The sequence below is a fragment of the Clostridium sp. AT4 genome, from assembly GCF_001517625.2.
In the GTDB taxonomy this organism is placed as follows: Bacteria; Bacillota; Clostridia; order Lachnospirales; family Lachnospiraceae; genus Enterocloster.
The window spans coordinates 101,028-113,338 of the sequence record NZ_LN999828.1 but is presented as its reverse complement, the minus strand read 5'-3'; the positions used below and the strand labels follow the sequence as shown (position 1 = coordinate 113,338).

General features: G+C 43.9%; 12 protein-coding genes. 8 read left to right on the top strand and 4 right to left on the bottom strand.

Features of this window, described 5'->3' with window-relative positions; translation table 11 throughout:
- Position 1: 1 nt before the first annotated feature.
- From BN3656_RS06715 to BN3656_RS06700, 4 genes are all read right to left on the bottom strand, one after another.
- Positions 2-361, bottom strand: coding sequence for a type II toxin-antitoxin system PemK/MazF family toxin (locus BN3656_RS06715; RefSeq protein WP_066546171.1), 360 nt, complete (start codon positions 359-361; stop codon positions 2-4).
- Between the two features lie 617 nt (positions 362-978).
- Entirely contained in the window at positions 979-1,431 is a 453-nt protein-coding gene (locus tag BN3656_RS06710; RefSeq protein ID WP_066545595.1) for a sigma-70 family RNA polymerase sigma factor, read from the bottom strand.
- A gap of 549 nt (positions 1,432-1,980) precedes the next feature.
- Positions 1,981-3,273, bottom strand: coding sequence for a HAMP domain-containing sensor histidine kinase (locus tag BN3656_RS06705; RefSeq protein WP_066545593.1), 1,293 nt, complete (start codon positions 3,271-3,273; stop codon positions 1,981-1,983).
- Complete coding sequence (locus BN3656_RS06700) at positions 3,267-3,953, bottom strand: response regulator transcription factor (RefSeq protein WP_179297083.1); 687 nt, start codon at positions 3,951-3,953, stop codon at positions 3,267-3,269. Before BN3656_RS06700 ends, BN3656_RS06705 begins: the two co-directional genes overlap by 7 nt.
- Before the next feature lie 335 nt (positions 3,954-4,288).
- Here BN3656_RS06700 and BN3656_RS06695 point away from each other — a divergent pair, with 335 nt between their 5' ends.
- From BN3656_RS06695 to BN3656_RS06660, 8 genes are read left to right on the top strand one after another with little or no spacing between them, the layout of a single operon-like run.
- Positions 4,289-5,029: a C39 family peptidase gene (locus tag BN3656_RS06695; RefSeq protein WP_066546169.1), complete on the top strand. Its 741-nt coding sequence runs from the start codon at positions 4,289-4,291 to the stop codon at positions 5,027-5,029.
- A 24-nt stretch (positions 5,030-5,053) separates the two neighbouring features.
- Positions 5,054-5,581: a hypothetical protein gene (locus BN3656_RS06690; RefSeq protein ID WP_143331333.1), complete on the top strand. Its 528-nt coding sequence runs from the start codon at positions 5,054-5,056 to the stop codon at positions 5,579-5,581.
- 17 nt (positions 5,582-5,598) lie between these two features.
- Entirely contained in the window at positions 5,599-6,816 is a 1,218-nt protein-coding gene (locus BN3656_RS06685) for an ABC transporter permease (RefSeq protein ID WP_066545587.1), read from the top strand.
- A 1-nt stretch (position 6,817) separates the two neighbouring features.
- Positions 6,818-8,266: an ABC transporter permease gene (locus tag BN3656_RS06680; RefSeq protein WP_179297082.1), complete on the top strand. Its 1,449-nt coding sequence runs from the start codon at positions 6,818-6,820 to the stop codon at positions 8,264-8,266.
- An 11-nt stretch (positions 8,267-8,277) separates the two neighbouring features.
- Entirely contained in the window at positions 8,278-8,904 is a 627-nt protein-coding gene (locus tag BN3656_RS06675; protein ID WP_081422883.1) for an ABC transporter ATP-binding protein, read from the top strand.
- 26 nt (positions 8,905-8,930) lie between these two features.
- Positions 8,931-9,119 carry a hypothetical protein gene (locus BN3656_RS06670; RefSeq protein ID WP_066545584.1) on the top strand — a complete coding sequence of 63 codons (189 nt, stop codon included), beginning with the start codon at positions 8,931-8,933 and terminating at the stop codon, positions 9,117-9,119.
- A gap of 4 nt (positions 9,120-9,123) precedes the next feature.
- A complete protein-coding gene (locus tag BN3656_RS06665; RefSeq protein ID WP_066545581.1) occupies positions 9,124-9,984 on the top strand; it encodes an ATP-binding cassette domain-containing protein in 861 nt (286 codons plus the stop codon).
- Positions 9,981-12,167, top strand: coding sequence for a hypothetical protein (locus tag BN3656_RS06660; RefSeq protein ID WP_066545579.1), 2,187 nt, complete (start codon positions 9,981-9,983; stop codon positions 12,165-12,167). Before BN3656_RS06665 ends, BN3656_RS06660 begins: the two co-directional genes overlap by 4 nt.
- The last annotated feature ends 144 nt before the right edge of the window (positions 12,168-12,311 follow it).

Genomic DNA, 12,311 nt, shown 5'->3' with positions numbered 1-12,311 from the left:
TCTATGCCCGATTTTGTTCTTTTAATCCAAAGCTGATGAGTATAGCCCGATCCACCTTCTGCATCATGCTCCCATTCAAGCTTCCTATGTATCGTTTCAGTCGCATACGATCAATGGTACTCACCTGCTCCAGCAAGATGACCGAATTTCTACGAAGTCCTCTTACTTCCTGCTCTAGCTGAATATGAGTAGGAATGGAATGCTTCTGAAATCGGCTGGTAATTGCTGCAGCGATTACGGTTGGGCTGTAATAATTGCCAATATCATTTTGAATAATCAAAACCGGGCGGATCCCTCCCTGTTCAGAACCAACAACGGGAGTCAGATCTGCATAATAAATGTCTCCTTTTTTTATCGTGATGTTCACCTCGCTTTCCCTTTTGACTTTATAACACAAGGGCAGTGACAGCCTTATTCTGTGATTGATTCGGTATGAATCCTCTGCATAAGACTGTCACCGTAGTTTCTGTTATAAAATCACTTGTTCTTCATTTTCACTGGCTCCTATTCGACACTACTTCCCGGAACCGGATACCAACAGGAACACTCATAAGTGATCCTGTTGTTCTCTCTGGGCGGCAATGCAAACCAGCCATGGCTCATGGCTGTCATGGGATTTATCCCCTCCGAGGATCTCTCCGAGCCGCCCTCATTGCGTGATCCCTTCTTAAGGGGCTGTGACTGGACGGAAGTATCATTATAGGCTGTTCAGGTCGTTGCAGGCAGCCTGCCATAGACTGCTTTGAGGACAAATCGTTCCCGCTCTGCACCTTTGATGTCATCTTATTGACAGACCCTCTGACCGTCTGCAGGTGGTCATGGCGGATTCTCCTCTGTGCTTCTCCTTTTGGGCTGAACAGCTAAAGTATCTGTATTGCCGGATATGACTGTCAAAACAGTATTTGCCAAGGAACAGAAGGGGAAATCAATCCCCTTCACTTTTTTCCACGCTGGCAGAAGATTTTGCACACCCTAAAATCAATTTTTTTCTAATATTTTTTTTAGTTTTTCCAAAATCCTCTTTTTCTGTTTATGAACTGCATTGTGATAGACACTCATTTGTTTTGCTACTTCTCGCTCTGTCTGATTTTCAAAATAAAGTTCATGGATCAGCCACTGCTCCTCTTTTGAAAGTGTCAAAATTGCTTTATGTAACCGTTCAAATTCCAACTTTTGTAAGATCTGATCCTCCACACCATCGTCTTCTTCTGGAAACTGTACCGCCATCTCCTGCAGCCTCTCATAAGAATCTTCTCTGCTTGGAACCGTCATTACTTCTCCTGTTTTCGGATCCACAATATTCCTCGCTCTTTTTAAGTCATATTCCTGATACTGCATTTTTCTTTCTGTTGTTCTTAAAACAGCGATGACTTCCTCGCTGGCTTCCGGATACATTTTTCTAAAATCTGGTATTTTATATGGCTTTGCCATAGCTTGTCCTCCTTCATTCGCTCAATTTCTCGAAAATGAAGGACAAGCGGAGGGCTTCGACACCTGAAACTTTCGCTCTCAGAACGCAAAAAAATGCCTGCACAGACAGTTTTATCCATACAGACACTTATTTCATGTTTTATATGCTCTAACAGTTCACTTTTCTGACCACAAACATCCTGTTTCCATAACCAGCTTTCAAAAATCTCTATAAAACCTATTTCGCTGTTATGTTTCTTAACAGAAAACTTTAAATCAAAAATTGAATCGTGCAGCTACGAATTCGCAGCATACAATTCCAGCACATGAAAATATCCCCCCAAACTCCAAACGGAGCTTGAAGGGATAAAATTATGGCGTGCTTCTACAGCCCGTCAAGATACCGTTTTTTTTAACAGGCTGGATCCGCAATTATAAATTTTTTACTATTCAACAGAATAATGAAATATTCAATAATTTCAGTATCCCATTGTATTCCACAAATATCTTTTCAATTAATGCTTGATTCATGAAAGAACTCCCTTCATTGAATCGTCCATTCCTTTTCTATCATTTTAAATCCAGTGTGAAAAAGAAAGAGGCCCCTCCCCCCGGCGTATCTTCCATACCAATCTTTCCCTGCAACATCCGGGCCAGTTCTTTTGCAATACTTAACCCCAGCCCAAAATGCGATTTATCTGTGTGAGACTGGTCTGCACAGTAGAACCGATCAAAGATAAATGGTTTGTCCTTTTCTTCCACGCCAATTCCATGATCTGCAATCCAGAACGTCAGTTCTTTTGAAGACATATCCACCCGGATCTGGATTTCTTTTCCCTCTGGACTATAATGCAGTGCATTATCCAGATAGATACTGAGCAGCTGGAACAATCGCTCCTTGTCTGTCATAATAACTGGAAATAACTCTTCTCCCAGATCCAAAGTCAATTTTATCTTCTTTTTCATGCACCGCGGTTCATAGGCTTCATACAAAGAAATAAGCAGCGTATCCACATTGACCTCAGAAGTATGGATCGTCCACTTTTCCGCATCCGATGACGCTAAAAGAAGCATATCCTTAATTAAACGGGACATACGCATACACTCCGAATCAATGACTTTTAAATTCCCCTGAAGCCCTTCGTTTTGTGCTTCATGCTGCATATTCTCCACATTTGCCACAATCACAGCCAATGGTGCTTTCAATTCATGGGAGGCAGAAGCAACAAACTCTTTCTGGCTCTGCATCACACGCTCGGTTGGCTCCAAGGCTTTCTTCAGCAAAAAGCGGCTGACCAGACTGACACAAAGCAGTGTGACAATCCAGATTGCCAGATACATCGGCAGCTGTTCCAAAAACATCTGAAATATAGGCGTTTGCTCATAAACCAGAGTCAATGAATTGTTTGTATCATCTTCGGAAGTAAAATGGGCCAGGTTAATCAGATACCTCTCATAATGGTTTCCTTTCATCTCAACCATTCCTTCCACGGCTGGAAGTTTGGCCTGATTGCCTTCCTCTTCTGCCGAATAGGTAACAATCTGCATTCCCACATTGTTCAGCTGTCCTTCAATATCCTCTAAACCAGTTCTGCTCTCGTAGAGAAGTTCTCCATATGCATCGGTCAATTTTGATGATACAGACATATCTTTTTCATAGGCAGAAAGAACTTCTTTTGCATTCGCCCCTTCTTCCTCCAGCTGATTAACGATCAGCGCTGTCATTCTCTGTAAAAAGGTTACTTCTGCCGCCTCGCTTGCATTTACATGATTGGAAAAGGATAATCCAATCACGCCCGTAACAATTACCATGATTGTCATAACAAAAAACAGGTGCAGTTTTTGAAATAAATGGTTCAGCATAGGCTGCACCTCAACTGATATCCGCTTCCATAAATAGTCTTAATCTCACATATGCTATTTAATTGCTTTAGCCTTTTTCTGAGAAAGGAAATATAGTTATCTACATTTCCAGGTTCAATGTCTGAATCAGTTCCCCAAACTTTTAGAACCAGCTGTTCTCTTGTCAGAAGCGTTTCCGGTGATTTGAGTAAGGTGTACAGAAGCTCCGATTCCTTGGCTGTCAACAGGAGTTCCTTTCCATTGGCCTCAAGTTTCCGGTTGGAGCGTTCCAGCTTTAAGTCCTGATAAGAAAGAATATCCTGCTCTTTCATTTCATGAGGTCTTCTGGTCAAAGCCCGTACCCTTGCCAATAGTTCACGGATATAAAACGGTTTGACCAGATAGTCATCTGCTCCTCCATCCAGACCATCAATCCGGTCATCAATAGAGGACATTCCTGTAATAATAATTACTGGAACCGAAATTCCTTTTTTACGCATGGCTTTAATAATTGTCAGACCATCAATGACCGGCAGCATCCGGTCAACAATGGCCAGATCATATCCAAATTCTGCATTCAGTGCGTAGAGAAGCCCTGTTTCCCCATCATTGCAGCAGTCCACCATATAATCATTTCTCAAAAGTTCCTGCTTCATTGCCAAACTCAGCTCTATATCATCTTCCAATATGAGTATCTTCACAATAAATCATCCCTTTCTTTTTCACGGTTCAGTATATCAAATATACCAGGGAAAATCTCTAAAAGTCCTCTAAAAATTCATCAAAATCTTTCTTTTTCTTAGAGGAGTTTTAGATAAGTTTTTGAATAAAATGGTATGCAGAAAACAGCAAAGGAGGGATTCAATTGCTATGTCAACAACGGCCTCGGAAACGGCGAAAAAAACACAATCGTCGAAACATTTTCCGTATGATATTAGGCCTGATACTTATTTCAGTTATCAGCATATGTGCTGTCCGTCTTTTTTACAGGAGCCGCTCTTCCCCACCATCTGATTCAGATTCTGATTATATAATCATGGCAGCAGATCAAAATGGCAATGTATCCGATACTCCGATAGAAAATTCTACGGATGCAGATCTGCTGCAAACCTTACAGACATTGAAAAAACAGGAGCCAAAAATACAGGACATTATCGATCACTTTCAGGAATACCCCTCCGAACTCCTCGAAATGTTATCCAAAAATCTGGATATGTTGGACTTTGTATTGGAGTATCCCAATAAAAAAGGAGAGGTTTTCTCTGATACCATCGGTGATGTAAAACTTGGAACCTATCCGCTCCTTCTGCAATACGATCCACGATGGGGATATGCATTGTATGGGGATGAAGTAATAGCGGTAAACGGATGTGGTCCTACCTGCCTGTCTATGGTAATTGCTGGTCTAACCGGCAAAAACACCATTACCCCCTATACAATAGCCAGCTATGCCACGCAGCAAGGGTATTATGCCCCAGATTCGGGCACCAGCTGGTCTCTGATGAGCGATGGTGCATCCCATTTCGGCATTATCGGAGAAGAATTGACCCTCTCTCAATCCGCAATGGAAAACGCCCTGTCATCTGGACAGCCAATCATCTGCAGTATGCGTCCCGGTGATTTTACAACAACTGGACATTTCATTGTTATCACGGGACTCAAGGATGGAAAATTTATCATAAAGGATCCCAACAGTAAAGAGCGAAGCAATCAACTTTGGGATTATCAAACACTGGAACATCAAATTAGTAATCTATGGGCATTTCAAGCCTTATAGAAATAACAGAAAGGTGGATATCACATGAAACACACAAAAATAACAGTAGGATTCGCAACTCTCTTATGTATTTTCTCATTGGCCGGGTGTCAGAGTAAACCTCAAAATCAACCCGTTGAGACAGAAACCGAAATGCAGCAAACCAATACTGTGTCTGAGCCCCAGACAGAACAACCTCAGCAGGAATCCTCGGAAACACATCCGAACAATGTGCCTGCCAGTGCAGAAGAATTACTGAATTCTGCCACTGTCTCTGGCGAGGTGACTGCTTTTTCTGATACAGATCTGACCCTTAACCCGCTCTCAACAACAGATGCCGGGGCTGCCATCATGGCCGTTGATTCAGAAAATGCGGAAAATCTCCTTACTGTCAACTATCTGGAAAACTGCACGTTCCAGCTTGCCCGCATCAACCAATCTACTGGAGCACTTTCACTGGAAACCGCAAGTGCCGCAGATATCAAAAAAGAAACATCTATCGCTGTCTATGGTGAAGCAGACGAATCCGGAGCGATTCTGGCCAAGCAGATTTTCCTGATCCGTTACGAATAAGCAGGGAGGAAACTATCATGTCATTTTATCACAGAGCCTGCTTATACCTGTTCCGCAAACGGTCAAAAACTGTTTTATTATTTCTGATCCTTTTACTGGTAAACAGTATGATCCTCGGCACTGTCATGATTCTTCATGCCGCCCAAACAACCAAAGTGTCTATGCAGGAAAAATCAAAGGCGAAAGCAGTCTGTGAGATCACGCAGGATACATACCAGCTTTCCAGTCAGGATATTTCTGCTGCAGCACAGTTGCCTCATGTCACATTCCTGAACCGTCATGCAGAAAGCCCAGGTTATCTTTCCGATTTCTTACCCATTACAGCCAGTGATTCTCAGAAACCGGAAAATTCACAGATTCATTTAACCGCTTATGACGATTTAGAAAAAGATGGCCCCTTTGCCACACAGAACTATCGCCTGACCGGTGGAAAACTGATCAATCCACAGTCTGATTCCAGTGCAGTCATAAATGAAACATTTGCCACAATCAATGGTATTTCCATCGGAGATCGGATTCGTCTGGAAAATGAGCATGGAAAAACCATTTCCGCAACCGTCTGTGGCCTGTTTCTTTCCGGAAATGAACACCAACAGGACAATACTCTGGATTCCCTGTACCGTATCGAAAATCAGATTTTTATCGATGCCAAATCCTATATAGCCCTATTTGGTGCCGATCGGTTTAACCGATTGATTGTTTATACCGATCAGCCAGAGCAGACAGAGACTCTGGCTGAGAAACTGCAGGAATTGTTGGGAGAAAAGGCAGAAGTTACATCCTCCGATCTCTTATACCAGCAGATGAAAGCCCCTCTGGAACAGATCATTCGGATTACAAAACTTATGATGGCCTTCACACTTTTGTCCGGAACCGTTATTGTTTCTCTGCTTCTGTGTATGTGGATGAGAAGCCGTCAGAGGGAAATGGCTGTACTCATCAGTCTTGGAGAGTCAAAGGGAGCCATCTTTCTCCAGACCTTTCTGGAATCTGTCATGATCTTTCTCCTGGCTGCCATAGGGGCGTGCTGTCTTGGAACTCTCAGTGCTAATGTAGTGCAGGCCATCCTTTCAGCCTCGGAACTCGCACTTGTCATGACGCCAAGCCTTCAGATGAAAGAAATTGTCATTCTGTTTGCAACTGGCAGCCTGGTAATTTTGACAGCAGTGCTGCTGTCCCTGGTTCCCGTTTTAACTACCAACCCAAAAGATATCTTATCCAGAATGGAGGGATAATGTGAATCTATTTCAAAGAGCCATCCGATCCTGCCTCAGAAAACCAGTCAAAAGCATCCTTCTGCTTCTTGTAATCGGTACGATCAGTCTTCTGTTTCTGTCTGGTATGGCAAGCCGCTCTGCTAATATTGCAGCAAAAGACAGCACCCGGCAGGCAATCGGGGCCGGTTTCCTGTTAGAAGGAAACCCGGAAAATCGAAACAAACGTCTTCAGGAAGCATTTAAAGCAATCGAAGAAAAGTTCGGAGTCGGACAAAGCGGCAGTTATCAAGGCGTTCATGCAGAAACGATCATCAGCAATGGACAGCCCTCCGGATATGTGTGGACGGATCATTCTTTTGAATCCCTCGTCCGGGAAGACATTGAAAAAATAGCTGCTGCTTCCGGAATCTCTGATTACAATATTACAACGGTTCCAACTCCTGTAAAGCCAGAGGGATTTTCCCGAATTGAAGATCCGGACAAAGATCAAACCTATGATTCTAAAGGTGTTTCCCTGGTAGGCAACCGCACGATGAATTTGGATTCTAATGTCTTAAATGGAGTCGTAACCATAAAAGATGGGCGTATGACTGTCCCCCAAGACCAGGATGTCTGCGTAATATCAGAAGAACTTGCCCTTTTAAATAATCTTACAGTCGGTGACCGGATCGGCTTTTCCCCTGTTAAGCAGGAAGGTCCAATCCAATATGCAGAGATTGTAGGTATCTACCAGGTCAGGGAACCTATGACTCCTTATATGTCCGGCGACACCTACCGCTCCGAAAACATTATTTTTACAAATCTGGACTTTCCGGCAAAAGCGGAACAGGATTCCCCACTGTTTGAAAAAGCCTATTTCAAAGTTGAACAGGTCGGTGAATACGAAGCAGTAAAGGAACGAATCCAACAGACTGACATCAACTGGGAACGGTATGATTTGATTGATAACAATGGAAATCTGGATACTATGGCATCCAATTTTAATGACCTGGAGCATATCAGCCAAATGCTTTTACTCATTATTGCTGGTGCCAGTTTCATTATTTTATCCCTTATTTTTGTTTTCTGGATGAAAAGCCGAACCCATGAAATAGGGATCCTGATGTCCTTAGGAATCTCAAAGCTGGAAATCCTTTTTCAAATGATTCTGGAGGCCTTTTTCATCGGAATTATTGCCGTCAGCCTTTCTTTTCTGGCTGCTCCCATGGTTTCCAAAACTGCGGCTGAATACCTGGTCGTTCAACAGGAACAACAGGCACAGCTTCAAGAAGATCAAACGGCAAATCAAATACAGACTGAATATGTTGCCCCAGAGCTGACAGTAACGGATGTACAGATATCTCTGTCCTCATCCATGTTCTGTGCTGATGGCATCAGCATCACACTGTTAACCTTATTATCTGTTTCTCTTGCAGGAATTACGATGTTCCGCAAAAAGCCAAGAGAAATTTTGAGCGAAATGAGTTAGGAGGTCTTGCAATGATTTTGGAAGCAAACCATATAAGTTATACTTACCGAACACAAAAAAACATCCCTGTGCTGCACCAAATATCCGCCGGATTTCAAGCGGGCAGATTTTATTCCATCATAGGCTCCAGCGGATCCGGAAAAACCACCTTTCTCTCCCTTCTTGCCGGACTGGACACTCCTGGCGAAGGAGTAATCCAATACGATGGGGAGGATATTCAAAAATGTGGACTTAATTTCCATCGCAGACACCATATTTCTCTGGTATTTCAAAACTATAACCTGATTGATTATCTTACCGCTCAGGAAAACGTAAAGCTGGGCGGAACCAAAGATCCCAGAGAACTTCTCACCAAAGTAAATATCCCACAGTATGCCTGGAACCGGAATGTCCTCCAGTTATCCGGCGGTCAGCAGCAAAGAGTGGCGATTGCCCGTGCTCTGGCCAGTGAAGCAAAGGTTCTTCTTGCTGATGAACCAACTGGAAACCTGGATGAAACCACAACAGGAGAGATTATTGAACTCCTAAAACAAACAGCCCATGAGCTTGGAAAATGTGTCATCGTTGTTACCCACAGCAGGGAAGTCGCTCAGGCAGCGGATCACATTTTGAAACTGGATCATGGAACTCTGATATAAAATACCAACAGAAAGAGAGGCCGCTTATGACAAAAGAAAACCCAAATACCATCCCATCCAACTATATTCCCGGTCAGGATCCATTGGATGATTATATTGCAGAACAGTTAAAGGCTGCCGCTGATTCCATCCCACTGAGTGATGATGTGAAATGCAGGGTGGAACAAAAACTGTCCAACCTAAAAATGCAGGAATCTAAAAACGAAAGGATATAACAACATGGACATTCGCATTCAGGATTTAAGTATGACCTATCCCAATGGGAAACAAGCTCTTTCAAATTTGAGTCTGGAACTAAAAGCTCCCAGCATGATCGGACTTTTGGGACCAAACGGTGCTGGAAAATCCACACTGATGAAGCTTCTGACAGCTGCCTTGATTCCTTCAAACGGAAGTATCCTTGTAGATGGACAGCCACTTTTGAAACAGGAACATCTGTTAAAAAGCCACTTGGGATACCTTCCCCAGACATTTGGACTTTATGAAGAGCTGACTGTTTATCAGTTCCTGGACTATATGGCTGCCTTAAAGGGATTATCCAACACAAAAACCATTCTGACTAGAGTAATCCAGGAAGTCAACCTTACGGAAAAATCCAATGCCCGGATCCGAACCCTGTCCGGCGGTCAGCGTCAGCGGGTTGGAATTGCCCAAGCATTTTTAGGCGATCCAAAACTCCTGATTTTTGATGAGCCAACCGTAGGATTGGATCCAGAAGAACGGATCCACTTCCGCAACTTATTTTCCCAGGCTGCCCAGGAACGTCTGGTACTTTTAAGCACCCATATCATCGAGGATGTACAGTCTGTCTGTGACCAGCTGATTGTTATCCACCACGGCTCCATCCTCTTTACTGGAGCACCGTCTGACCTGATCCGGCTCGCCGCTGGACACGTAGGCACCTTTTTTGAACAGGACACGTCCCATGAGCAGGGTCTTCACATTACAAGCCGTGTCAATACTGCTTTTGGGGTACGCTGCAGGGGGGTATGGGAAACACTTCCCTCTTACGCTCACGCCGAAGAACCCACCTTAGAAGACGCCTACCTTTATCTGATCTCCAAGGAGGAACTGCGATGAGAATCTTTTCCTTATTCTGGTTAGAGTTCCGGCGTCTTCTGCGTTCGCCTCTAACCTGGCTGATTATGGGACTTACCGTTCTTTCCCCTGTCATGGGTCTGTTTCTATATCAACCAACGGAGGCTACCACTTTGGGGACCTATCTGGCCAATCCATCCCTGGCCGCTGGAATCTTTTCCAGCCTTCTGTTTGCATTCCTGACTGTCTGGGAATGGAATCGGGTAAAACGCGGGCAGATGGAGGCGCTCCTATATTCAATTGTCTCTCCACTGACTGTTTCCTGCATCCGTCTGTTGTCTCTTATAGGTACCGCTGGTTTAGCATGGAGTATCACTGTAGTTGTCTGGATGCCATTTACCATGATGGCTTCTGGAAGTGTTTTTGATAGCCTAACCTATTTCTTATGCTACTTTTTATTTATGGGAATGGCCATACCCATTGCTATCCTGTTGTCCTCTTGTGCATATCAGTTCACCCGCCGTCTGGATCTGTCTATCGTCATACTGGCTGCCCTGGCCGGACTGAGCCTGACCATCTGGAAAGACAACTGGCAGCTGTGCTGGCTCAACCCCTGCGTATGGGCAATCTCAGATGATTTTACAAATTTCCGTATCTTCCGTTCGGTAGCTTATATGCGTTTTACTTGGATCACAGGCGCGGCAGCAGTTTGGCTCTTATCCTATCTGTGTATTCGACAATATGGCAAAGGTCCCTTGGGTTCCATGAAGTACAGTATCCGCCGCTTCTGGCGTCCCATGATTACAGTCTGCCTTTTTGCTTTTTGCGGCTTTTTATATAAGTTTCAGCCATTCCTGGATCACAGCAATCCGGATCTGTCTGCCACCACCTTTTTTGAAATTCCCTACCTGGAGGGAGTGTTCTGTGAAAAAAGGGTCACAGATGTCCATCCCAATCTTTCCAAGGGAACCGTATCCGGCACTGCATCCTTCCAAATTGAAAATACAACAGGAACAGAGCAAGAGGTGGCATTTGCAATCAATCCCGGCTATAAGGTAAATTCTGTCCAGGCCAATGGCCAGCCTGTGCCTTTCCAAATTGACGATTATCAGGAATCCAATATGGCACTTTTAAATGTCACGATCCCTGCTCTTGAGTCCATCGATCTTTGCTTTGACTACCATGGATTCCCACAGGACTGGAATCTCATGGAAACCATGCAGGGAAAACCGGAGATCAGCTCAAAGTATTTATGTCTGGAAAATCAGGCTCTGGTTCCTGTAATCATGAATGCAGGAACTGCAGATGGTACGTTTTCTTCCATCACAGATATTACTCTTCCAGACACCATGACTGTAATCCCGTTTGGACTAGCCGAGGCAAAAAAAGAAGCAGAGCATGACAACGGAACCATTACATGGCGAATCGAAGATACAGAAAACCGTGGTATTCTCTATGCAGGAGACTATGTCCGCCAGGATATTGAAGCTGTGGGTACAACAATTCAGTTCTATTATGGTCGTAAGCACCAGCCGATCATGGAAGAAGCCAATGCCGCAGAAGCAATCCAAACAGTTATAGAATACTGCTCCTCTCATTATGGAATGCCCCAGTTCTTCTCTTTCGACTCTTTAAAACTAATTCAAGGTCGTATCGCTAATGGCGGATATGCACGTTCCGGTGTCAGTCTGGTAGATGAACAGGATTTTACTGCCCAAAATCTGCATGATTCCGATAAAGGTGCAATCCCCGGAGAAGTCATGATCCATGAAATGGTTCATCAGTGGTGGGGACTTGGAGCCATGTTCGATGTCTCCCAGCCAGACAGTGCCTGGTCTGCGGAAGGACTAACCGTTTATACCACATACCGGATCATCAAAGATCTTTACGGAGACGCGTATGCCAAAGAACATTACATTGACCAGTGGCAAACAGCAGTTGATGACTATTACAATAACTTTTACATCCGCAATCCCCAATACCTGGAGGCACTGCCAGAAGAAAAACGTTTGGACATTTCCAACCAACTCTCTACCATGCGGTACTACAATGAAATGCCTCTAAAAATTTTAAAAGCAGAAGAACTGGTTGGCGGCGAGGAAGCGATGGATCAGATTCTGTACCAGCTTTTTAACCGGGAAGTGGATCCCATGTACCCCTACTTGACTGAACAGGAATTTTTAGATGCCTGCGGGCTGACAGAGGAGGATTTAAATCTTGACTAGAATCTTTTTTTACGAATTAAAAAGGCTTCTTTGGAATCAATTTTTTGTTGGTATCCTGGCCGTTATTCTATTTACCGGATGGCAGATCTTAAATCAGGTAACGCTTTTAGGAATCGAACAGACGGCTCCCTTTTCTGTGCAAAG

Bases quoted from the DNA above. Each gene is read 5' to 3' on its own strand.
- BN3656_RS06710 (WP_066545595.1), bottom strand. From the start codon at position 1,431: ATGGCAAAGCCATATAAAATACCAGATTTTAGAAAAATGTATCCGGAA.
- BN3656_RS06705 (WP_066545593.1), bottom strand. From the start codon at position 3,273: ATGCTGAACCATTTATTTCAAAAACTGCACCTGTTTTTTGTTATGACA.
- BN3656_RS06695 (WP_066546169.1), top strand. From the start codon at position 4,289: ATGGCAGCAGATCAAAATGGCAATGTATCCGATACTCCGATAGAAAAT.
- BN3656_RS06690 (WP_143331333.1), top strand. From the start codon at position 5,054: ATGAAACACACAAAAATAACAGTAGGATTCGCAACTCTCTTATGTATT.
- BN3656_RS06685 (WP_066545587.1), top strand. From the start codon at position 5,599: ATGTCATTTTATCACAGAGCCTGCTTATACCTGTTCCGCAAACGGTCA.
- BN3656_RS06675 (WP_081422883.1), top strand. From the start codon at position 8,278: ATGATTTTGGAAGCAAACCATATAAGTTATACTTACCGAACACAAAAA.
- BN3656_RS06670 (WP_066545584.1), top strand. From the start codon at position 8,931: ATGACAAAAGAAAACCCAAATACCATCCCATCCAACTATATTCCCGGT.
- BN3656_RS06665 (WP_066545581.1), top strand. From the start codon at position 9,124: ATGGACATTCGCATTCAGGATTTAAGTATGACCTATCCCAATGGGAAA.
- BN3656_RS06660 (WP_066545579.1), top strand. From the start codon at position 9,981: ATGAGAATCTTTTCCTTATTCTGGTTAGAGTTCCGGCGTCTTCTGCGT.